Genomic DNA, 21,719 nt, shown 5'->3' with positions numbered 1-21,719 from the left:
TACAGAGGAGAAAATGAGCCTGCGACCGTGCTGTAAGGCTCGAAAGCGCCTTACAGAGGAGAAAATGAGCCTGCGACCGTGCTGTAAGGCTCGAAAGCGCCTTACAGAGAAGAAATACGTGCGAGTGAGGTGCACCGGCTCTAAATTCACCTCTGTAAGACGGTTTTCCGTCTTACAGGAACCAATGAGCGCCGGATATGCGTCTGTAAGGCGGTTTTCCGTCTTACAGGAGCCAATTAGTCCCGTATATACGTCTGTAAGACGGTTTTCCGTCTTACAGGAGCCGATGAGCGCCGAGTATACGTCTGTAAGACGGTTTTCCGTCTTACAGGAGCCAATGAGCGCCGAATATACGTCTGTAAGACGGTTTTCCGTCTTACAGGAGCCGATGAGCGCCGAATATACGTCTGTAAGACGGTTTTCCGTCTTACAGGAGCCGATGAGAGCCGGGTATACGTCTGTAAGACGGTTTTCCGTCTAACAGGAGTCCAATGAGTACCGATATGCGTCTGTAAGACGGTTTTCCGTCTAACAGGAGTAGAGTTTGGCTACAAAAGGATTCGCATTCATCTTTTAATGGTTACATGACCCCACATTTGTGGGAAAAACGTTACTACGAGCAGCACCAGGTTGCATAATGAGCGTGTCTACTTTCTTGACAGAGGTACAAACGGACCTCAAAACCACGTCTGTAAGGCGCTTTTGAGCCTTACAGAGCCCAACGCGCTGCAAAGCAGCGTCTGTAAGACACTTTTAAGCCTTACAGAGTACAATGCACCGCAAAACCACGTCTGTAAGGCGCTTTTGATCCTTCCATTCCACTACGAACCTCGCCTAACCGACCTAGCCACTTCCAAATGAACGGCCGCGTTAACCCCTGTCTAGGCGAATGTCCAAAACACAATCTGACTGGCGGAAAACACAATCTGACCGCTGGAAAACGTAGCAAGACGCACTGCCAGCATAGTTTGCGCAACCCATTGAGGCTCGCCCCTACCTATCGTTTCTGTTCATGTAATGTTCATTTTCCGGTGCTATATTCGTCCTATTCACGCTGATGAGGAAGAATAGGAAGGGGCACGGAATCCGATGAAACGATGGAGCATATGGATTGGCGTTATCTTAATAGTGGCTGCGGCAGGAGCAGGAGCCTACTATTATTTTTTGCAAGATAAGGAGACAACGGCGGCAGCACCGTCCGCCATGACCGTAAAAGCAACAAAAGGAAGCATTGAAGTCAAAGTGAGCGGAACCGGTACGGTGGAGGCAAACGAGCGCGCGTCGGTAACGGCTGGCGTGAGCGGAACGGTTAAATCGCTGGGCTTCAAAGAAGGCGATACGGTAAAAAAAGGACAGGTGCTCGTCACCTTCGAAAATGCCGATATGAGCAGTCAAATCGGCAAGCTGGATATTACGCTGAAGAAGCAGCAGCTGCAAATGGAGCAATATCAAACCCAATATAAAGAAGCGATTGGCACCGAGGACGAGGAGCAGCGCAAAAAATCGATTACGAACGATATCGAGATGCTAAAGCTCGAGATTGCGCAAAATGAATCTGATAGAAAGGATCTCGTTGCTCAACAGTCGGAGGTAAAGCAGGTTATTGCGCCAGTCGGAGGGCAAGTGACGACGAGTACGATAGCGGTAGGCGACGAACTGCAGCCGAATGCGGCGGTAGCGGAAATTGTCAATTATAAAGCATTGAAGTTTGTCATCCAGGTCGATGAGCTGGATATGCCGAAAATGAAGGTTGGTCAAGCCGTACAGGTCAATCTCAATGCGATTGCCGACCGGACAATCGAAGGCACGGTCGAAGAGCTGGCGAAGGAGGGGACGGCTTCGAACGGCGTAGCCGCCTACGAGGTTACAATCGGGCTTAAAGATATCGAGGGCGTAATCGCCGGTATGTCCGGTCAAGCCGATATTGTGATTGAATCAAAAGAAGACATCGTCGTCGTGCCTGCTTCAGCAGTGCTGGAGATGAGAGGCAAATCCTACGTCAGAGTTCCGTCCGCCGGCTCTTCTTCAGCCTCTGGCGGCAACGGCGAGCAGCGTCCGGGATTAGAGGGCGGAGGCGGTCAGTTTCCGTCTGGGGAAGCCTTTAATGGCCCGAATGGCGTTCCACCGGAAGGCGGTTTTGGAGGAGCGGAAGGAGAACGACCGGAGCGTCAACCGAACGCAGCGGCAGACGGTCAATCAACACGTCAACCGAACGCAGCGGCAGACGGTCAATCAACACGTCAGCCGAACGCAGCCGCAGGCGGTCAATCAACACGCCAGCAGAACCCGGCGGTAGGGGGCGCGCAATCTTCGCGGCAACCAGGCGCGGCAATGGGCGGACAATTGAAGGAAGTAACGGCGGGCATAAGCGACGAAAATTATGTTGAGATCGTCTCCGGTTTATCTGAGGGTGATGAAGTGCTGGTGGCGCTGCCGCAGGGAACAGTAGGGTCGTCTTCGCAGTCCTCGCAGCAGCAAATGCCAGGCATGTTCTTCGGCGGCGGTGCAGGCGGAAGCGGAGGCGGCTTTCCGGGAGGAGGCGGCTTCCAAGGCGGAGGCATGACCCGTACCGGAGGGGCTGGCGGCTTCGGAGGAGGCGGCCGATGAATACGGCGAACCGCGACGTACTCATTGATATTCGAGACGTTTCTAAACAATATAAGATGGGCCGAGAAACGGTGCAGGTTTTAAATCGTGTGTCCCTGCAAGTACGCAGGGGTGATTTTACGGCAATCGTCGGTCCTTCCGGCTCCGGCAAGTCCACGCTGATGAATGTGATCGGCTGCCTTGATACGCCTTCCGAAGGCAGCTACATGCTGGACGGCATTGAAGTTAGAGGGCAAAGCGATAACAAATTGGCGGAGATCCGCAACAACAAAATCGGTTTTATTTTTCAAGGCTTTCATCTATTGCCGAAGCTGAGCGCGTTTGAAAATTGCGAGCTTCCGCTTATTTATCGCGGTCTGTCCGCTCGCGAGCGGAAGGAGCGGGCCGTCAAGGCGCTTGAACAAGTGGGATTAAAGGAACGGATGCATCATCGTCCAAGCGAGCTATCAGGCGGTCAACAGCAGCGGGTGGCGATTGCGCGAGCACTTGCGGCTCATCCTCCTATTCTACTGGCGGACGAACCGACGGGCGCGCTCGATTCCAAAACCGGCCAGGAAGTGCTCCGGCTGATGGAAGAGCTTAATGCGGCTGGTCATACAATCGTACTTATTACACACGATATGGACGTTGCGAAACGTGCCGGTCGAACGGTCGTAATTCGGGACGGCGTGCTCAGCGAAGAGAGGGGTGGCGGATATGAAGCTGACGCAAGGCTTCAAAATGGCGTTCAAGAGCGTCTTATCGAACAAGCTTAGAACGACGCTTTCCATGCTCGGCATCTTAATCGGCGTGGCCACCGTTATTGCTTTAGTAGCTATGGGTAAAGGCTCCTCGAATCAGGTGGAGGAGCAGGTATCCAGTTTAGGCACAAATCTATTGTCTGTGACCATTACCGGACGGGGAACGGAGACAACGCTATCCAAGGAGGAGGCGATGACATTCTCCGATTTGCCCAATGTGGAAGGCGTATCTCCTGTAGTCAGCAGCAGCGCTTCGGTGAAGTATGGCACGACAAGCGTTAATGTAACGGTAGAAGGCATTACTCCGGAATACGAGCAAGTCAATGATTTCAGCGTTCAGTCCGGCCGATACATCGCTCCGCCGGACGAGAACAACTCGCAGCGGGTGGCGCTCATTGGGGTGTCGACGGCTGAAGATTTGTTTGGGGCGGACGATCCGGTAGGGAAGGTTATTCTTATTAATGGGTACCGCTATACGGTCGTCGGCTTGCTGGAACCGAAGGGCAGCTCGCTTAGCGGCTCTAACGATGAAAAAGTGCTCATTCCGCTATCGACTGCCCAGCGCATATTCAAAAGCGTTGGCGTGCGGACTGTCTATGTGAAGGTGAACGACTTGGATCTGATGAACGCAGTTGTCAAGCTTATGGAGATGAAGCTGACCGAGAAATTCCGCGGCGATGATTCCAGCTATCGTATTTTTAATCAGCAAGACGCGATGGAAACGCTCAACTCTGTCAATGAGACGATGAATACGATGCTGCTTTATGTAGCTGCTATTTCGCTAGTTGTAGGCGGCATCGGCATTATGAACATTATGCTTGTCTCGGTGACCGAAAGGACACGGGAGATTGGCATACGCAAGTCTCTGGGCGCCAAGCGGCGGGATATTTTATTCCAATTTCTCGTAGAGGCAGTGGCCATTAGCGGGCTGGGCGGCGCGCTCGGAATCGGGTTTGGGTACGCGGCTTCGTACGTGATCGGACGTGTAACAGGGACCCAGACAGAAGTTCCGATTGACACCGTCGTGCTTGCATTCGCTTTCTCTGGCGTAGTAGGCATCGTGTTCGGTCTCTTCCCGGCGAATAAGGCAGCTCGTTTGAAGCCGGTAGACGCCTTGCGTCACGATTAAGAGAGAGAGGACAGGTTCTATCCTATTATTTTCGCTCATAGAATAAACCATCAGCCGGTTTGAGAGAGATAAAAGGCAGGATGGGATGGGATAGAATGAAGCGCGGAAAGCGGACTAGCGGACAACGATTTCAATGGAAGAACCCGCAGGCGCTTAGGTGGTGGTCGCTGTTCATGATTGGAGGAATGATCGGCTTGTCTGTTGCGGGCTATCGGTTATCCGCGATGAAGCTGGCCGATCGCATCGAGCAGCGGCAGGAAACCGCTATGCAGCAGGCGGCGGCCGAGCGAGAGGCGGGGGAACGGGATGACGTATCCACCCGGGACAGAGACGATAGCCCCGTCTCGTCCGAGACGGAGGAAGTTGTTGTACGCGTCTATTTGACGAAAGAGAAAAGGATTGAAAGAGTCCCGCTCGAGACTTATGTCAAAGGCGTGGTCGCAGCGGAGATGCCGCTTGAATTCGAGCTTGAAGCTTTAAAAGCGCAGGCCATCGCCGCGCGCACCTATATTGTCAGGCGTCTTGACGCCCATGACGTCAGCGGTTTGCCAGAGCAGGCAGCAGGCAGGGCCGATGCCACCGACACGGTCGCCCATCAAGTCTATTTGCCGTTTTCGGAATGGCGGAAGCAGCTGCCGAAGGAGAAAAGAAAAGTTTACGAGGCGAAGCTGGATGCGGCGGTTACAGAAACGAAAGGCCGTGTGATCACATACAGAGGCGAACCGATCCAGGCCGTCTTTTTCTCTACCAGCAACGGTTATACCGAAAACTCGGAAGACTACTTCAATCAGTCTATTCCCTATTTGCGGAGCGTATCCAGCCCGTGGGACAAACAATTGTCTCCCCGCTATAAAGAAACGGTCGTGTTCGGACTAGACGAATTCTACGATAAGCTTGGCATCGAGCATTCTGGCAAGAAGAAGCCTGCGATTCGGGTCGTGAAGCTGACGGAGGGCAAACGAATTGGCATGATTGCCGTCGGTACGAAGAAAATGACCGGGAGAGAAGCCCGTGAAAAGCTAGGGCTTGCTTCCTCGCAGTTCTCTTGGACAATTCAGGACGATTCGATCGCCATCACGACCTTCGGATATGGACACGGCGTCGGCATGAGCCAATGGGGGGCCAACGGGATGGCAAAGTCAGGCGCAAGCGCGGAAGATATTATCTCGCACTACTATTCTGGAACGTCTATCGAGCAAGCTTCGAAGCTTTCGGATGGGGCGAAGGCGGTTCGTTCTTAAGGGATTCGCGCATATACAGCAGAGACAGCCGTTCGGATGTCTCGCAACTTTAATTATCTCTTTCAAAAATTTGATATTAACTCACGTATAAAGCTAGAGATACTGGCAACAATGGCTAGTGAGGTGATATCAAAATGAATGAACAAAATCAAAACAAACCGAAGCAAAGACCAGAAGAAGCTCCCAAAAACGCAATGGGAGAAGCATCTGCCGCCAAATCTAGCAACGGGTTGAAGAGACTGTTGTCGCGGAAATGGGTTTCGCCAGCAGTATTTATGGCCGCGGCAGCAATCATCGTAACCTTAATGTGGATCTATCAGGATGCGGGCAACAGCAAAGAGACGGCAACAACGGAAACCGGGCAAACTGAAACCACTAAAGGCGGCGAGCAAATCGCAACTCCGGACGATAAAGGTCTGGAGGCGATCCGTAAAGGCGAGAAGCTGGCATGGCCTGTTGCCAACAAGGACTCGCTGAAGATCGAAAATCAGTTCTATGACGAGAACGCCAGCAGCGAGGAAAAAGCAGCTGCAGTCATGCAAGTGGGCGACACATTCTCCGCTCATCTCGGTATCGACTTTACCGATCCGAACAATCAGCCGTTTGATGTAACGGCAGCTCTTTCCGGCAAGGTTACGCAGGTTGGCACGCATCCGACGAACGGCAATGTGGTTGAAATCAGCCATGGCGATGGCTTGGTAACGGTATACCAAAGCTTGAGCAACGTGAAGGTTGAAGTTGGGCAGGAAGTGAAGCAGGGCGATGTGATCGCTCAGGCGGGCCGCAACGATCTCGAACGCGATCTCGGCGTGCACGTGCACTTCGGCGTACTGGAAAATGGAAAATCGGTTAATCCGGCAACGGCGATCGGCGAGCAATAAGAGGGGCCGAAGCGTTCAAGGAGAAAATGGTTCTTAAGACCTAAAGGCAGGGGGTTATCCCCTGCCTTTTTTATGTCTTTATGAAAATTTTCGGCCAAACAGGCCTGTCATGCTTGGACACAAAGAATATATACCCGCACCCCTCATATAATGTACCAAACTATCTCGAGTAGGGAGGCGGGAACGTGCACGATTACATCAAAGAGCGAACTATTAAAATAGGCCGTTGCATTGTTGAAACGAAGCATACGGTACGAACGATCGCCAAAGAGTTCGGCGTTTCCAAAAGTACGGTGCATAAGGATTTGACCGAACGTTTGCCGGAAATCAACCCCGACCTGGCAGATCAGGTGAAGCACATTCTCGAGTACCACAAATCGATCAGGCACTTGAGAGGGGGAGAAGCGACGAAGATTAAATACAAGAAAACGAGCACGAAAAAGCGCGAGGTGCTTACAGCAGGTAAAAGCTAAATAAATTCGATATTTTTTGCGTCTATCATAGAGGAATTTAGTGGTTTTTGGCGAATATTGTATGCTAGCGGTTTCCGCGTCGGTGGAACTAATTTGAACGAGAAGCACACATTATTCGTTGGAGGACTTTAGCCTTATGCTGAGCAAGGATATCGGAGTAGATCTGGGTACGGCGAACGTATCTATTCATGTGAAAGGAAAGGGCGTCGTGCTGGATGAGCCTTCGGTCGTCGCGATTGAAAGCGATTCGAAGAAGGTGCTGGCGGTCGGCGAGGAAGCTCACCGCATGGTAGGCCGTACCCCGGGCAACATCGTGGCGATCCGTCCGCTTCGAGATGGCGTTATCGCCGATTTCGAAATAACGGAAATTATGCTTAAAGCTTTTATCGATCGGGTGGAGGGGCGCAAATGGTTTAGCCGTCCCCGCATTCTGATTTGTGCTCCGGCCAACATTACGTCGGTTGAGCAGAAAGCGATTCGCGAAGCCGCCGAAAGAAGCGGAGCGAAGGACGTTTACTTAGAGGAAGAGCCGAAGGCTGCCGCAATCGGGGCTGGAATGGACATATTCCAGCCCAGCGGCAACATGGTCGTCGATATCGGCGGCGGAACGGCAGACGTAGCGGTTCTGTCTATGGGAGACGTTGTGACGGCCTCCTCGATTAAGGTTGCGGGGGACAAGTTCGACTCCGCCATTATGAAGTATATCAAGGATAAATATCGTCTGCTGATCGGGGAGCGGACAAGCGAGGACATTAAAATCAAAATTGGCACGGTACATAATGAAGGCCGCAGGGACGAAATGGATATTCGCGGTCGCGATATGGTGTCGGGACTGCCCCTGACGATAACGATCCGTTCGGATGAAGTGCGTGAAGCGCTCTGGGATCCGGTAATGGCGATCGTGTCCGCGGCGAAGACGGTGCTTGAGAAGACGCCGCCGGAATTGTCGGCCGACATTATCGACCGCGGCGTTATTTTGACGGGCGGCGGAGCGCTGCTTGACGGTTTGGATACGCTGCTGGCTACGGAGCTTAAGGTACCGGTTTTGATTGCCGAAGATCCGATGCACTGCGTCGTGAAAGGCACCGGCATTCTGCTCGATAATTTGGACAAGCTCGGTAAAAAGTCCAGAGTCTAATTGGCGCGGGTAGGGCGCTGAATGGGGGGCGCGCCGAGGCGTAAATTGAGTCTATGGTCATAGGAATTGCTATAACTGCGGTCGCACGGAAAACCGATATAGTTAGTAGAAGTATGCGGTTGCGATCAAAGTGCCGGGGAGGCGACAACGAAAGATGATCAGAGGATTGTATACGGCTGCTGCGGGCATGATGACTCAGCAGCGGAAGCATGACACCGTAACGAATAATATAGCGAATATAATGACGCCCGGATACAAGCAGACCACTACCGTATCCCGGTCGTTTCCGGAATTCATGCTCAGCATGACTGGCGTAGAGCCGCAAGAGAGCAAAGAAATCGGGCGCATGAGCTTTGGCGTGATGGCCGAAGAGGCGCTTGCGATCTACAAGCAAGGCGACATGCAGCAAACGAGCCGCTCGACAGACTTTGCGATTCTTTCCAATATTGAGGTGCCGAACATCACGTTTGACGCAGCGGGCAAGAACGTATCGGATGATGGGGATGTGACGTATCAGCCGCAAGCCTTTTTTACGTTGCGAAATCAGAATGACGAAATCCGTTATACGCGCGGCGGCACTTTTGGTGTGACTAGCGATCGCTATCTCGTAGCCGAAGATGGTTCGAACATCATGGGCGTCAATAATCAACCAATCCGTCTCCCGGTAGGGGTTACGATGGATGAGCTCGTTATTGATGAGAATCGTCGTCTTATTAATGCAAAGACGGGGGCGGTCGTCGGTGAGATGCTGTTAACGAGAGTGGACAACCCTTATTTGCTTGTTCGCGAAGGCACTGGCAACTATCGCTTTACGGGCGAGGACAATCAGGTTCGTCCGATAGCGGCTGCCGAGCGGGTTGAATTGAAGCAAGGCTTTATTGAGCGTTCCAATGTCGATGCCGCTCAGGCTTCCGTTGATTTGATGGCGGCGCTTCGCGCTTACGAGGCGAACCAGAAAGTGGTGCAAGCGTACGACGAGACGCTGGAAAAAGCGGTCAATCAAATCGGCCGTATTTAAGCTGCCGGACAAGTACGCATGAGGGAGGCGCGTCATGAATAGTTCCTTAATTAACGCTATGGTCTCTATGAACGGCTATCAAATGAAATTAGATATGCTGGCCGACAATATGGCGAATGTGAATACAGTTGGTTACAAACGAAAAGAATCGACCTTTGAAGAACTGCTGGCTACGATGTCGAAGCAGCCGGATAAATTTCAAAAGGACGGTCGTCTTACTCAGCTTGGTCTTACGCAAGGCTGGGGTTCCCGTATGTCGTTGGTCGTTCCGAATTTGGAACAGGGATCGATTAAAGAGACGGGATTAGACGGAGATCTGGCTATCGAAGGAAATGCGATGTTTGAGGTCATGACCGACGATGCCGGAACGCGCGGGTATACGCGCAACGGATCGTTCTTGTTGACTGTTAAAGGAAACGGTGATACCATTTTGGCAACGGCAGAAGGTTATCCGGTCATTGCAACGAGAGGACCCGGCAACGATGGACCGATTGTTATGCCTAAAGACCACAAGCTTCGGGTTAAAGAAGACGGTACTGTCCAAGGGATTGCGCCAGACGGCAGCATCGTTAATTTAGGTATATTGAAGATGAGTCGTGTGCTGCGCCAGGAATCGCTGACGCAAGTTGCCGACAATCTATATGCGGTAGCCGGAGGCATTACCTTGACCGATGTCCTGCAGGAAATCGTTCCTAGCTCGGATAATGGCGTTGCCATTAGACAAGGAGCGCTTGAGCAGTCCAACGTTAATCTGACCGATGAAGTAACCGAGCTGATCACCGTGCAGCGCGCTTATCAGCTAGCTTCCCGCGCATTGACGTCGAGCGACATGATGATGGGGCTGGCCAATAGCCTGCGCAAATAGATAGGATGATGGGTTATGAGTATGGCCGATCAACGGATCGCCTTGTCCAGAAGAGCGTCGGCGGAACAAGCCGGTGAACGGGAACGTGGCTCGAGAAGCGACAAGCCGTCTGAAGGCCGAGAGTCCGGCGATAATAATAATAAACGAAAGAAGCGTCCAATGGGAGTCCGTATCCTGCTGTGGCTGCTACGAAAAAGCATCGTTCCAATCATTATGATCGTGATGCTCGTTGCAGGCTTGTACATCGGTTATGCCGTTGTTGGCAAGCAGCCGGGAGACGAAGTGTTCAGCGTGTCTACCTGGAAGCATCTTTATGATCTAATTTTTTCGGATAAGTAAAACGTATGGTTGGATAATGGCCGTTGCGCCGTCCATGAGGGGTGAACCCTCAGGGCAGCGCAACGGTTTTCGTCTTTTATTGCTCAAAACCGAAATCAAGTTCTTGACTATATGTGAGTGGAAGCGCTGCGGGGCAGAGGGTTCTTCCGATCACCATTAAACGATTTAGTAAGAGCCGAACTGATGCTTATCCAAATTAAAAAATGGCGGTGCAGGAATTAGTTCCTGCACCGCCATTGCTATTTGCTTATTATTTTACCGTTACTCGAACGGAAACCGATTTGCCTTCAAAGGTTGCTTTAATCGTTGCCGATCCTTTGGCTAAGGCTTTGATTTGTCCGTTTTGGACAGTTGCCACGCTCGATTTGGAGGTGGTCCAAATTGCTTCCTTCGTTACCGCTACTGGACTGCCTGTCGTATAGTTGGCTGTAAGGCCGACTTGGAACGTTTGTCCAGGGCTAAGGTTGAGCGATTTATCCGTAACCACAAGTGATTTCAGTTTTGGCGAAACGACTACGATCGCCTCAACCGCCTTCCCTTGGTAAGAACCGGTCAGTTTCGTCGTACCGACATCGACCGCCTTCACCGAAGAAGCGGAGCGGAGGACAGCGACTTTTTCATTGGCCGATACCCAATCGACTTTAGCGTTCAATGAAACGGTTTTACCGCTTTTATAAGTACCTTTTACTTGAATCGATTTGGAGGAGCCGGGGAAGAGATTAATCGTAGACGGTTCGACGACGATTTTTACAATCTCTTCTTCCACTCTTACTTTAACTGCTACCGATTTGTTTAAGTAGGTTGCCGTTAAAGTGACCGAAGACGGCTCCAAGCCTCTCATTGTCGTTGACTTCAGTACGATGTTGTCAGATCCGACCTTCCAGGTCACTTTATCGGAAACGTTCGCTTCTACTCCGTCGTCGTATACAACGATAATCGACGGAAGGGAAACCTCTTGTCCGAGAATGATGGTCGTATCTTTATACTCTGGTACCAGCTTGAGCGGTTTTGGATTAACCGTTACTTGAACTTCGATCTGATGGCTGTCTACGGATGCTTTAAGCGTTGTTTGGCCTAGAGCGACCGCTTTCCATTTGCCGTCCTTCACTTCTATGATCGATTCGTTGCCGGAAACCCATTGAACCAGCTTCGTGACATCGACATTTTCACCGCTAAAGGTGGTTGCCGTTACTTTCGGAAGGTTCTCGCTGCTGTCGACAAAACCGTCCAATTTATCTTTATCGACCTTTAACGAACTGATGCTCGGATAGACGGTCAGGTTGACGCTGTTCGTGATGCCTTTATATTTTACGGCAATCGTCGTTGTGCCAACTGCTTTTGGCGTAATTAGTCCTTCTGAAACAGTAGCAACAACAGGGTTGGACGAGGTCCATTCGGCATCTGTACTTTTCGTAATCGGTGAAGGCGTAGCCGAATTGTGTAGTACCGTAGCCTCGATTTGAACGTTGCTGTTATGCAGCTGAAGGTGAAGCTCCGTTGACGGAGACAGCTTAATTGCCTGATAAGCGGAGCGTACGGCAACTTGAATCGAAGCGGTTACGCCGTTATGGGTAACGGAGATTTTTGCCGTTCCGGCGCTTACCGGTTTAACGATTCCTTCTTCAACCGTCGCTACGCTCTCATTATCGCTTTTCCATACAGCATCTTTAGTAACGTCGGATTCACTGCCATCCTTTGCTGTTACTTTCGCTTCCAGTGGTTTTTCATCGTTGTCGCCCAAATACAATTCAAGCAGACCTTTCGGCGAAATGGCGATCGATTTGTAAGGAGAAGTAACTTTCAGCTTAATCGAAGCTGACTTGCCGAGATAAGCCGCTTTAATTGTCACGGTGCCCGTCGAGAGAAGCTCGATAACGCCGTTTTCAACTTTTGCGATTTGCGGGCTGGACGTCGTCCATGTTGCGTCTTCGGTTACGTCTGTGGTAGCGCCATTCTTGCGTCCTTCCAGCGTGAACTCGATCTTATCGCCCAGTTCAACATCCTTAGAGTCCGGAGCCGCTCCACTTTCTTGCAGCAATTTCAATTCATCATAGACAAAATCCGTGATGACTTTAATGGATAAGGTAAAGCCTCCGTATGTAGCGGATACTGTCGCTGTTCCTTTACCGACAGCGGTAAGCACGCCCTGATTGACTTTGACATACGAGGTGTTGGAAGATTTCCAGGTAGCATTTGCGGTTACGTCCTTCTTGCTTGAAGCGCCTGCAATAGAGGCGAGCAAGGACAAGTCGACATCTCCGTTTTCTATAAAGACTTCAATCGCCGATTTGCTTGAATTATAATTCTCGGCGTCATAATCGAATTCGATTCCGTTTACGGTGTCGGCGGCATTGGCAATGCCGACGCCTCCCAAATTTGCTAAAAGTAACGAGGCTGCAATAACGACTGCGAGCCATTTGGTCAGAGGCGACTTGTTCCACGATAAGCTAAAATTCACTACATCCCTGTCCTTTCTGCAATGGATTCACATTTCCTATTTATAATAACGGCCGACCGGCCGTCAAAATGAAGAGAAATGGAACAATACTCCTAAAAAATAGGTCGAACGAACGGGGAATTCGTCGATTTCATAGCAGGAATTGGTCTGAGGGGACGCTGTTGTTTTATTTTTTATATGGTAGTTGTATAATAATTGGGAACCTTGATAGAGGAACCGGAAAAGGTAGAGGGGCGTGCGCGTTTGAATCTGCCGAACTTATTGACGTCATTACGGTTCGTAATGATTCCTTTCTATGTGGTCGTATTCGCGAAGGGCCACATGATACCCGCCTTCCTAGTTGTTGTCGCGGCAGGCGTCACCGATATTTTGGACGGCTATATTGCTCGGCGCAGCGGGCAGGTGACAACCATCGGCATGATGCTCGATCCGCTCGCGGATAAGCTGATGTTCATCACGGTTATCGTCTCTTTGCTAGTCAGCGGCCTGATTCCATGGGAGGCGGCGGCAGCCATCTTTTTGCGCGATGCAGGAATGATACTGGGCGGGCTGTTTTTTCATTTTCGCGGAAAGAAAACGGTTCCGGCCAACTGGATGGGGAAATTGACCACGGTGCTTTTCTATCTGGGCATCATGTTCGTCTTCTTCAAAGCTCCATTCGCCGAAGCTTATTTTTGGGCGGTTATTGCTTTCTCGTTTGCGACCTCGATTATGTACATCGTTTTGTTCAAAGCACTGAACAAGCCTTCGGAAACGGATCAAGGGCAAACGCCGACCGCCGGGTCTTAAGTCGGAAGACGTTCGTCTGTATCGATGAGGACCCGTCATACGTACAATTACAAAGAGGCTTGGCGGCACAGACGCTTCAGGTCCGGCAGCCAAGCCCCCTTATCTTAACCTTCACAACTGCAGTTTGTTGAAGGATAAGCTTAGTTTCAGTCTTGAATGAGAAAAATATACCTATGTGCAAGAAGAAAGGGGCAATCCCAATGCTAGACATTAATCAGATCCAAGAAGTTATTCCACACCGCCCTCCGTTTTTGCTGATCGACCGCATCCTAGAAGTGGAGCCTGGCGTTCGCGCTGTGGGCATTAAAAACGTAACGATGAACGAACCGTTTTTTACGGGACACTTTCCGGGCTATCCGGTTATGCCGGGGGTTTTGATCATTGAAGCACTCGCCCAAGTAGGCACCGTGGCGATGTTGATGGTGGAAGAAAATCGCGGCAAGCTCGGCTTTTTTGCGGGTATTGACGGCGTACGCTTCCGCGGGCAAGTGACTCCGGGGGATACGCTCACGCTTAGTGTTGAAATTACGCGGTTTAAAGGTAAAATCGGCAAAGGGCAAGCTATCGCAAAAGTGGGAGATAAAGTCGTTGCTGAAGGCGAATTGATGTTTGCGCTGCAAGACCGCGAGTAACACGGGTAATTGGAGAGCTACATTATAATAGGTTGAAAGTGGCGCAAGCCATGAACTTTCGTAGCCGATCGGGAGCTCATTTTAACCCCGTTTAGTCAGACAATTCAACTTAGAAACAGCCGGCAAGCGCGGCGGATAAATAACTGGATACATGGGAGATGATCATTTGGTTCATAAAGATACGGCAAGAGAACGTTACGAGGCTTGGCTGAAGGATCCGTCGATCGACGAGGCGACAAAAGCGGAGCTTCGCGGCTTGGAAGGTCAAGAGAAAGAAATCGCAGATCGTTTCTATCGCGATTTGGAATTCGGTACGGGCGGTCTGCGCGGCGTCATGGGCGCAGGGACAAACCGTTTGAACGCGTACACGGTCGGAAAAGCGACGCAAGGTTTGGCCAACTGGCTGCTGTCAGGCGGACAAGCGGGCAAGTCGGCAGTCATTGCGCACGATTCCCGCAACCATTCGCCGGAGTTTGCGCTTGATTCGGCGTTGGTGCTCGCAGCTAACGGCATTAAAACGTATTTATTCCGTTCGCTTCGCCCGACGCCGCAGCTTTCCTATGCGGTTCGCGAGCTCGGGGCTGGAGCCGGCGTCGTTATTACGGCAAGTCATAACCCGCCGGAATATAACGGCTACAAGGCATACGGAGCCGACGGCTGCCAACTCATTCCGGATGATGCGGAGCAAGTGATTGCCGCCATTCAGCAAGTGGCCGGCTTCGATCAAGTGCGCCGGATTAGCCGCGAAGAGGCGGAAGCTCAAGGGCTGCTGGTATGGCTTGACGAGAGCGCCGACGAACAGTACGTCGATACGGTCGTTGCGCAAAGTCTTAACCGCGAGCTGCTGGCAAGCGGTGTCGGCGAACGCTTTAGCGTTGTCTTTACGCCGCTGCACGGAACGGGTAATGTGCCTGTTCGCGAGGCGCTGCGCAAAGCAGGCTTCAAGAACGTTCACGTTGTGGCAGAGCAAGAGAAGCCGGATGGTTACTTCTCTACAGTCAAATCGCCGAATCCGGAAGAACGGGAAGCTTTCACGCTTGGCATTAAGCTGGCGCAGGAAGTCGGAGCGGATTTGATTATCGGCACGGACCCAGACGCGGACCGGATGGGCGCCGTCGTGAAAAACAATCAAGGCGAATACGTTGTGCTGACAGGCAATCAATCCGGCGCGCTGATGGTTGATTATATTTTGAGCCAGTTGAAGGAGCGAGGACAGCTTCCAGACAACGGTGTCGTCATTAAAACGATTGTAACGAGTGAAATGGGTGCGGATATCGCCCGGTCTTACGGCGTAGAGGTAGAAAATACGCTGACCGGTTTTAAATATATCGGAGAAAAGATGACTGCTTATGAGCAAACTGGCGAGCGTACATTCCTGTTTGGTTATGAGGAAAGCTACGGTTATTTGACGGGCACTTACGCTCGCGATAAGGACGCGATAGTCGCTTCGTTATTGATTGCGGAAGCAGCGGCATACTATAGCCATCAAGGAAAAACGCTGTACGACGTTCTTCAGGAGCTTTACGCGAAGCACGGCGTGTACCTCGAAGCGCTGGAGTCTCGCACGATGAAGGGACTGGACGGCGTTCAGAAGATTGCAAGCATTATGGAAGATTGGCGCTCCGCTCCGCCGGCCGATGTGCGTGGCGTGAAGGTCGAGCGCGTGCTTGATTACTCGTTAGGGCTGGACGGTCTCCGTAAAGAGAACGTGCTTAAATATGAATTGGCGGACGGTTCCTGGTTCTGCCTGCGTCCTTCCGGTACAGAGCCGAAAATTAAAGTGTATTTCGCGGTTCGAGGCAGCGAGACCGGCCAGGCGGATGCCGCGCTAGGGAAGCTGCGCGAAGCGGTCATGGCACGGGTCGACGGTCTGTCGTAATACCGCAGCGCTCGGCTTCGACAATAAATGTCAAATAGGCGGATGCCGCGGCGCAACTTTTTGGAATGCGCAACGTCAGGAACATGGGGGCGTGCGGTATCCGCTTTCTTTTTTTGATGAACGATGAAATGGATGACAATAGGCAACTTGAACGGAGGATTATCGTGCTTAAGCGTTGGCAGCACTGGAACCGCAAAGCGAAGCTTTGGCTGTGGATCATTACTTTAATTGGCGTCGTTGCGGCAATGCCGCTCGGCTATAACCGAATGACAATGGAATCGACCTCGAAGCAGGTCGAATATGTGTTCGACTACCGCGATTTGGTTGAGATTGCCGAGATACAAGCTAGACCTCACGATTATATCGCGGAGCAGATTCAAAATATGAAGTATGTCGGCGTCACAACGATGTCGCTTTACGAAAGCTCGCTGCGCGAGCTGCAGCAGGCTGGACGCCTGACGTACTACAATTCGAAGGACGTCGCACTGCTGCAGAGCCAGTTGGAGCCGAAAGGCCAGAACTTTACGTACTTGCTATTTACCGGCGAACGTGAGAAAGAAGAAATCGGTCCGATTATTCGCGAAGCGTTCGATCGCGTAGGGGCCGTATATCGCGATTGGTCGTTCGGCGGCCGTGAGGGCATGGTAATCGAGTTGCCGCTGCAAGATGCATTACTGAAGCCGATCAACTTTGATCCGATCACGATTAAAACGCTGCGGGATGCTGGTTTCCACATCCTTGCGCGGTTCTCAGATCGCGTTCTTCCTTACGATGAAAATCAGGTGGACATGCTGCTCAGTCAGTTGAAAGAATACGGCGTGACCCGCATTTTGTTCGATGGGGATAAAGTGAAGGGCTACACGAACCATGCCGAAGATCAGAGCATCGATTCTTTCGGGCAGCTGCTGAACAAATACGGCATGGGTATCACTTTGATAGAGAATTTGAAAAAACCTCAGCTCGGCATAAATAAATTAGCATTTATTACAAATTATAATGCGGTAAGGCTATATTCGTTGTCGCCGGAGGACGCGCTGGGCATGACGCCGCAGGCGATTAACGACCGGTTCTTACTGGCAGCGAAAGACCGCAATATCCGGATGTTTTTCTTGAATGCCGCGCCTAGTGCGAGCCTTGAGAAGTCGGGGATCATTAACTCGCTGGACAATTTGTATATGTCGATGAAGGGCGAGGACGGCATCGTTCAAACGCTTGCCGATGCAGGCTTCCCGCCGAATCTGGCCCAGCCGTTCGAAGTGCAGCATCCTTCCTATGCGAAGCCGCTGAAAGCGATGGTTGCCGCCGCTGCTGTGGCGTTGATTGCGCTGTTAATTAGCGCTTTTGTATCGGGCGTTGCGATTCCTGTTTTCTTGATCGGCTTGGTCGGCAGCGCTGGTCTCTATGTCCTCAAAGGGCCGCTGATGGAGCAAGCGCTGGCTCTTGGCGCGGGCATTGCGGCGCCAACGTTGGCGCTCGTCTGGGTCATGAACCGTATTTATTCTCGGACGGCGGGCAGCGAGCGCTCTGTCGGGGGAACTGAATGGTCGACACGGACCGCTGAGGGCACAAGCGAAACTGGCGTGAAATGGGTGTTCGAAGGCATTCCGGCTCGTCGCCGGCTTGGTCTGGCGATCAATTGGTTTGTTGTTACGGCGCTAATGTCGCTCGTTGCGGTGCCGATTATTGTCGGGCTGCTAAACAACGTTACGTACAGCCTCGTGCTGGAGCAGTATCGTGGTGTTAGCCTGCTGCATCTGGCTCCGATCGCTTTGACCGCTATTTACGTCTTGCTGTATACCGGTGAATCGAAAATCAAGCGGCTTCGCGGTTTTATGAAAATGCCAATTACGGTCGTTATGGTCATTGTCGGCGTTATTGTCGCCGCAGCCGGTTTCTATTATTTGTCCCGTACGGGCAATGCCGGAACGACACTGCCATTCGAACGCGAGTTCCGGACGTTCCTGGAGTCGACATTTGGCGTTCGTCCGCGCAATAAAGAGTTTTTGTTCTCCCATCCGCTGTTCTTTGCTGGGTTGTTCCTGGCGCTTCGTTACCGCGCAGCGTGGCTGTTCCTTATTGTCGGCTCAATCGGACAGCTGTCGATGGTTGATACGTTCGCCCATATTCATACGCCGCTGCACATTTCGATTATTCGCGTCTTCCTCGGTCTCGGACTGGGCGCCATCTTCGGCCTGGTGCTGATCGGCGTTTGGCAGCTGCTGGAAGGGGTGTGGCGAAAATGGTGGCCGGTTTGGAAAAGAAAATTTGCCGAGTAGCCGTCTCCGGCTATTACGGCTTTAGCAACAGCGGCGATGAAGCGGTGCTCCGCTCGATTTTGCTGGCACTGGAGGAACAGGGGCGGGCGGCAGGCGTGAAGTTCGAGCCTGTCGTGCTGTCCGCCGATCCAGAGTGGACAAGCCGGATGTACGGTGTACAGTCGGCTCACCGGATGCGTCCAGCAGACTTGTTCAAGACACTTCGTGAATGCGACGCGCTGATTAGCGGCGGCGGCAGCCTGCTGCAGGATGCAACGAGCGCCAAGACGATTCCGTATTACGTGGGAGTCATTAAACTGGCACAGCTGCTTGGCAAGCCGACCTTCATTTATTCGCAAGGGATCGGACCGGTCAACCGCCGCTGGATGGATCCGCTTATTCGTCACGTGATGCGGAAGAGCGCCTATTTGTCGGTACGGGACGCCGAATCGGCTGAATATCTCGGGCGGATCGGCGTTTCGAAGGAACGGATTGAGGTTGTGCCCGATCCGGTAATGGGCTTGCCGCTGCCGGCGAATACGGCAGCGGGGAGAGATGGCGCGGCTGCCGGTTCCGTGCCGGTTGTCGGCGTGTCCTTGCGTCATTGGCGCAAGGACGGAGCCGATCTGGAACGCGCGGTGGATGCGCTGGCCGAGCTGGCGAGCCGCCGTCCGGTGCGGCTGCGTTTCCTGCCGTTCCATACCCCGGAAGATGCGGAGACGTCAAAGCTGGTGATGGAACGATTGTCCGGGCGGCTAGGCGAAGGAAGCACGGTGGAGCTTGCCTCCCCCGGCGACGACCCGCAGCGGATGTTGCTTGAGGTAAGCCGCTGCGATATGCTGTTTGGCATGCGGCTCCACGCGCTTATCTATGCCGCGAATCAGCATGTACCAATGCTGGGCTTGTCCTACGATCCTAAGATCGACCAATTTCTGGGGCGGATCGGTCTGACAGCGATCGGTACGACGGAACGTCTGGATGCGGCGGAATTCGCGGCTGCAGCGGAAAAGCTGCTAGACGACGCTGCTGCCTGGAGAGCCGAGCATGAAGACGCAATTAGTAAATTAAAGCAACAGTCGCAACGGCCTGCGCAACAAATTGCGCAGTTATTGCGTTAAATCATATTGAGGTGATACTCGCTTGTCGAAACAGGTGCCTACAATCCCGATTTATGGAATTCCATTCTCTACGTTGAGTATGGACGAGACGGTCGACTATTTAACGGATGCTGTCGCGCAAAAACGGCAAACGCATGTCATTACGGCGAATCCGATTATGATCATGTCGGCTATAGACAGCAAAGACTATTACAAGATGATGAGGACGGCCGAACTGATCGTGCCGGACGGAGCAGGCGTCGTATGGGCGGCCAATCACGTCGGTACGCCAGTGTCGGAAAGAGTGACCGGTTTCGATTTGTTGCACAGGCTTATGCAAGCGGGCGAGAAGCGTAAATGGTCGGTGTACTTGCTCGGAACGTCGCAGGAGGTCATTGAGGCGGCGGCTGAGAAGCTGCAGCTGCAATATCCTCAGGTGCGGATTGTCGGCGTGCGCAACGGTTATTTTAAAGCGGATCAAGACGCCGAAGTAATTGCGGCTATTCGCGAGGCCTCGCCGGATTTATTGTTTGTAGCCAGAGGCGCGGAAACACAGGAGCCATGGATTTCCAAATATAAAAAGGAGCTGGGCGTCCCGATTATTATGGGAGTGGGCGGCAGCTTCGATATTATTTCAGGCAGGCTGAACAGAGCGCCTAAGCTGTTCCAGAAGCTGCGTTTGGAGTGGTTCTACCGTTTGCTGCAAGAGCCGAAAAGATTGCCAAGAATGATGGTATTGCCGAAATTCGTCGTGAAAGTGATACGGGATAAGGAAAACGTCACAAAACCTAGGTCAATCTAGTGAAAACCTCCCAAAACCGTTAAAATCGATTGAAAACGGGATTGGAGTTTCTTTTTCCATCGGAGTATAATTCACTTCGGTAGAAAGAAAAGGGGAGCTGCACACCATGTCAGCAGGTTTATTGTATACAACCGGATTTATTATTTCTGTTCTTATAGCACTTGTATTAACGCCATTGGTTAAGAAATTCGCTTTTTTCGTCGGTGCAATCGATAAGCCGAACCACCGTAAGGTACATACGCGGATTATGCCTCGTATGGGAGGTTTGGCGATCTATGCGGCGTTCGTGATCGGTTTTCTGGTGCTGTCGCCTTTCATTCCGAAAGGCCTGCTTACCCCGGAAAACCTAAATCTGATCCGCGCTATGCTGGTCGGCGGCACGCTGATTATTATTATCGGCGCTCTAGACGACCGCTTTGAGCTTTCAGCAAAAGTAAAGCTGGTCGGTCAGATTGCGGCGGCATGCGTCGTTGTATTCGGCTTTGATATTACAATCGACTTCGTCAACTTCCCATTCGCTGAAGCGATGCAGCCGATTGCGGCATGGCTTTCGATTCCGCTCACGATTTTCTGGATCGTCGGCGTAACAAACGCCATTAACTTGATTGACGGGTTGGACGGGCTGGCCGCCGGCGTATCCGGCATCGCCATCGGAACGATACTAGTGATGGCGATCATTATGGGCAACGTGCCGATCATTCTTTTGAGCACACTGCTGCTTGGCGGCATTGTCGGATTTCTGTTCTTTAACTTCCATCCGGCGAAAATCTTTATGGGCGACTCGGGCGCTTTGTTCCTGGGCTTCTGCCTATCGATGCTGTCGATGATCAGCTTCAAGCAGATTACGATTGTATCGTTTGTGACGCCGTTGCTTATTATCGGCGTTCCGCTTTCGGATACGTTCTTCGCGATTATTCGCCGTTTGGTCAACAAACGTCCGATCTTTGCGCCCGATAAAGGGCATTTGCATCATTGCTTGCAAGAGCTTGGCTTTAGCCACCGCAAAACGGTGCTTATCATTTGGGGTGTTGCGGCTGTGTTTGGCGGCTTTGCGATTTTGCAATCGACCGTCGTGCAATCGAGCGCGGCGAACTGGATTACATTCATCGTGGTATGTCTGCTGATGTTCTGCCTGCAGATCGGAGCGGAACTGACTGGTATCGTCGACAAGACGAGACGCCCGCTGATCAACTTTTTCAAACGCCATCTGCTGCGTTTGGATACGGATCGTTCGAAATAATCGATATTTACTCCTGATTAGAAAATTTTCATAATAATAGAGAACGAGGCGATGCGAGGACCCTAATCCTTGCATCGCTCTTTTTTTCGCCAAAAAACGGAGAGATTTGACTAAAGATTCGACATTCATTAGCCGA

The 21,719-nt window shown here is 51.8% G+C and carries 18 protein-coding genes; 17 read left to right on the top strand and 1 reads right to left on the bottom strand.

What is annotated here, in order from left to right; genetic code table 11:
- The first annotated feature begins 1,089 nt into the window (after positions 1 to 1,089).
- The 10 genes from ACFVTB_RS22045 to ACFVTB_RS22000 all read left to right on the top strand — a co-directional run bounded on the left by ACFVTB_RS22045 (position 1,090) and on the right by ACFVTB_RS22000 (position 10,431).
- Positions 1,090 to 2,607, top strand: coding sequence for an efflux RND transporter periplasmic adaptor subunit (locus ACFVTB_RS22045; RefSeq protein ID WP_387754061.1), 1,518 nt, complete (start codon positions 1,090 to 1,092; stop codon positions 2,605 to 2,607).
- Positions 2,604 to 3,362, top strand: coding sequence for an ABC transporter ATP-binding protein (locus ACFVTB_RS22040; protein ID WP_387754058.1), 759 nt, complete (start codon positions 2,604 to 2,606; stop codon positions 3,360 to 3,362). The genes ACFVTB_RS22045 and ACFVTB_RS22040 overlap by 4 nt, the downstream gene beginning before the upstream one ends.
- A complete protein-coding gene (locus ACFVTB_RS22035; protein ID WP_387754055.1) occupies positions 3,304 to 4,476 on the top strand; it encodes an ABC transporter permease in 1,173 nt (390 codons plus the stop codon). Before ACFVTB_RS22040 ends, ACFVTB_RS22035 begins: the two co-directional genes overlap by 59 nt.
- 95 nt (positions 4,477 to 4,571) lie before the next feature.
- Positions 4,572 to 5,717 carry a stage II sporulation protein D gene (gene spoIID, locus ACFVTB_RS22030; protein ID WP_387754052.1) on the top strand — a complete coding sequence of 382 codons (1,146 nt, stop codon included), beginning with the start codon at positions 4,572 to 4,574 and terminating at the stop codon, positions 5,715 to 5,717.
- Between the two features lie 134 nt (positions 5,718 to 5,851).
- Positions 5,852 to 6,598, top strand: a complete 747-nt coding sequence (locus ACFVTB_RS22025; protein ID WP_387754049.1) for a peptidoglycan DD-metalloendopeptidase family protein — start codon at positions 5,852 to 5,854, stop codon at positions 6,596 to 6,598.
- A 185-nt stretch (positions 6,599 to 6,783) separates the two neighbouring features.
- Positions 6,784 to 7,071, top strand: coding sequence for a sporulation transcriptional regulator SpoIIID (gene spoIIID / locus ACFVTB_RS22020; protein ID WP_387754046.1), 288 nt, complete (start codon positions 6,784 to 6,786; stop codon positions 7,069 to 7,071).
- Between the two features lie 136 nt (positions 7,072 to 7,207).
- The gene (gene mreB, locus ACFVTB_RS22015) at positions 7,208 to 8,209 is read left to right on the top strand and encodes a rod shape-determining protein (protein WP_387754043.1); all 1,002 of its coding nucleotides are present in this window, start codon (positions 7,208 to 7,210) and stop codon (positions 8,207 to 8,209) included.
- Between the two features lie 154 nt (positions 8,210 to 8,363).
- A complete protein-coding gene (locus ACFVTB_RS22010) occupies positions 8,364 to 9,227 on the top strand; it encodes a flagellar hook-basal body protein (protein WP_387754041.1) in 864 nt (287 codons plus the stop codon).
- A 34-nt stretch (positions 9,228 to 9,261) separates the two neighbouring features.
- A complete protein-coding gene (locus ACFVTB_RS22005) occupies positions 9,262 to 10,092 on the top strand; it encodes a flagellar hook-basal body protein (protein ID WP_387754038.1) in 831 nt (276 codons plus the stop codon).
- 15 nt (positions 10,093 to 10,107) lie between these two features.
- Positions 10,108 to 10,431 (top strand): DNA-directed RNA polymerase subunit beta, encoded by a 324-nt coding sequence (locus ACFVTB_RS22000; RefSeq protein ID WP_387754035.1) that lies wholly within the window; start codon positions 10,108 to 10,110, stop codon positions 10,429 to 10,431.
- Between the two features lie 250 nt (positions 10,432 to 10,681).
- Here the strand turns inward: ACFVTB_RS22000 and ACFVTB_RS21995 are convergent, their stop codons facing one another.
- Complete coding sequence (locus tag ACFVTB_RS21995; protein WP_387754032.1) at positions 10,682 to 12,889, bottom strand: Ig-like domain-containing protein; 2,208 nt, start codon at positions 12,887 to 12,889, stop codon at positions 10,682 to 10,684.
- Positions 12,890 to 13,132: 243 nt separating this feature from the next.
- On the opposite strand from ACFVTB_RS21995, the gene ACFVTB_RS21990 reads away from it, so the two are divergent.
- The 7 genes from ACFVTB_RS21990 to ACFVTB_RS21960 all read left to right on the top strand — a co-directional run bounded on the left by ACFVTB_RS21990 (position 13,133) and on the right by ACFVTB_RS21960 (position 21,583).
- Entirely contained in the window at positions 13,133 to 13,678 is a 546-nt protein-coding gene (locus ACFVTB_RS21990) for a CDP-alcohol phosphatidyltransferase family protein (RefSeq protein ID WP_387754029.1), read from the top strand.
- 200 nt (positions 13,679 to 13,878) lie between these two features.
- Positions 13,879 to 14,310: a 3-hydroxyacyl-ACP dehydratase FabZ gene (fabZ, locus tag ACFVTB_RS21985; RefSeq protein ID WP_387754027.1), complete on the top strand. Its 432-nt coding sequence runs from the start codon at positions 13,879 to 13,881 to the stop codon at positions 14,308 to 14,310.
- Between the two features lie 166 nt (positions 14,311 to 14,476).
- On the top strand, positions 14,477 to 16,189 hold the full coding sequence (locus ACFVTB_RS21980; RefSeq protein WP_387754024.1) for a phospho-sugar mutase: 1,713 nt from the start codon (positions 14,477 to 14,479) through the stop codon (positions 16,187 to 16,189).
- Between the two features lie 164 nt (positions 16,190 to 16,353).
- The gene (locus ACFVTB_RS21975; RefSeq protein ID WP_387754021.1) at positions 16,354 to 18,465 is read left to right on the top strand and encodes a DUF5693 family protein; all 2,112 of its coding nucleotides are present in this window, start codon (positions 16,354 to 16,356) and stop codon (positions 18,463 to 18,465) included.
- Positions 18,429 to 19,562 carry a polysaccharide pyruvyl transferase CsaB gene (gene csaB, locus ACFVTB_RS21970; RefSeq protein WP_387754018.1) on the top strand — a complete coding sequence of 378 codons (1,134 nt, stop codon included), beginning with the start codon at positions 18,429 to 18,431 and terminating at the stop codon, positions 19,560 to 19,562. The genes ACFVTB_RS21975 and csaB overlap by 37 nt, the downstream gene beginning before the upstream one ends.
- 79 nt (positions 19,563 to 19,641) lie before the next feature.
- On the top strand, positions 19,642 to 20,343 hold the full coding sequence (locus tag ACFVTB_RS21965; protein WP_387754072.1) for a WecB/TagA/CpsF family glycosyltransferase: 702 nt from the start codon (positions 19,642 to 19,644) through the stop codon (positions 20,341 to 20,343).
- A gap of 106 nt (positions 20,344 to 20,449) precedes the next feature.
- Positions 20,450 to 21,583 (top strand): glycosyltransferase family 4 protein, encoded by a 1,134-nt coding sequence (locus ACFVTB_RS21960; protein ID WP_387754016.1) that lies wholly within the window; start codon positions 20,450 to 20,452, stop codon positions 21,581 to 21,583.
- Positions 21,584 to 21,719: the final 136 nt, after the last annotated feature.

Source organism: Paenibacillus sp. NPDC058071 (genome assembly GCF_042885235.1).
In the GTDB taxonomy this organism is placed as follows: domain Bacteria; phylum Bacillota; class Bacilli; order Paenibacillales; family Paenibacillaceae; genus Pristimantibacillus.
The sequence above is the reverse complement of the archived record's forward strand: the minus strand, read 5'-3'. Positions and strand labels throughout refer to the sequence as shown.

What these genes read in the sequence shown, in the direction of transcription:
- ACFVTB_RS22045 (WP_387754061.1), top strand. Translation starts at nt 1,090, where the DNA reads ATGAAACGATGGAGCATATGGATTGGCGTTATCTTAATAGTGGCTGCG.
- ACFVTB_RS22040 (WP_387754058.1), top strand. Translation starts at nt 2,604, where the DNA reads ATGAATACGGCGAACCGCGACGTACTCATTGATATTCGAGACGTTTCT.
- ACFVTB_RS22035 (WP_387754055.1), top strand. Translation starts at nt 3,304, where the DNA reads ATGAAGCTGACGCAAGGCTTCAAAATGGCGTTCAAGAGCGTCTTATCG.
- spoIID (WP_387754052.1), top strand. Translation starts at nt 4,572, where the DNA reads ATGAAGCGCGGAAAGCGGACTAGCGGACAACGATTTCAATGGAAGAAC.
- ACFVTB_RS22025 (WP_387754049.1), top strand. Translation starts at nt 5,852, where the DNA reads ATGAATGAACAAAATCAAAACAAACCGAAGCAAAGACCAGAAGAAGCT.
- mreB (WP_387754043.1), top strand. Translation starts at nt 7,208, where the DNA reads ATGCTGAGCAAGGATATCGGAGTAGATCTGGGTACGGCGAACGTATCT.
- ACFVTB_RS22010 (WP_387754041.1), top strand. Translation starts at nt 8,364, where the DNA reads ATGATCAGAGGATTGTATACGGCTGCTGCGGGCATGATGACTCAGCAG.
- ACFVTB_RS22005 (WP_387754038.1), top strand. Translation starts at nt 9,262, where the DNA reads ATGAATAGTTCCTTAATTAACGCTATGGTCTCTATGAACGGCTATCAA.
- ACFVTB_RS22000 (WP_387754035.1), top strand. Translation starts at nt 10,108, where the DNA reads ATGAGTATGGCCGATCAACGGATCGCCTTGTCCAGAAGAGCGTCGGCG.
- fabZ (WP_387754027.1), top strand. Translation starts at nt 13,879, where the DNA reads ATGCTAGACATTAATCAGATCCAAGAAGTTATTCCACACCGCCCTCCG.
- csaB (WP_387754018.1), top strand. Translation starts at nt 18,429, where the DNA reads ATGGTGGCCGGTTTGGAAAAGAAAATTTGCCGAGTAGCCGTCTCCGGC.
- ACFVTB_RS21965 (WP_387754072.1), top strand. Translation starts at nt 19,642, where the DNA reads ATGGACGAGACGGTCGACTATTTAACGGATGCTGTCGCGCAAAAACGG.
- ACFVTB_RS21960 (WP_387754016.1), top strand. Translation starts at nt 20,450, where the DNA reads ATGTCAGCAGGTTTATTGTATACAACCGGATTTATTATTTCTGTTCTT.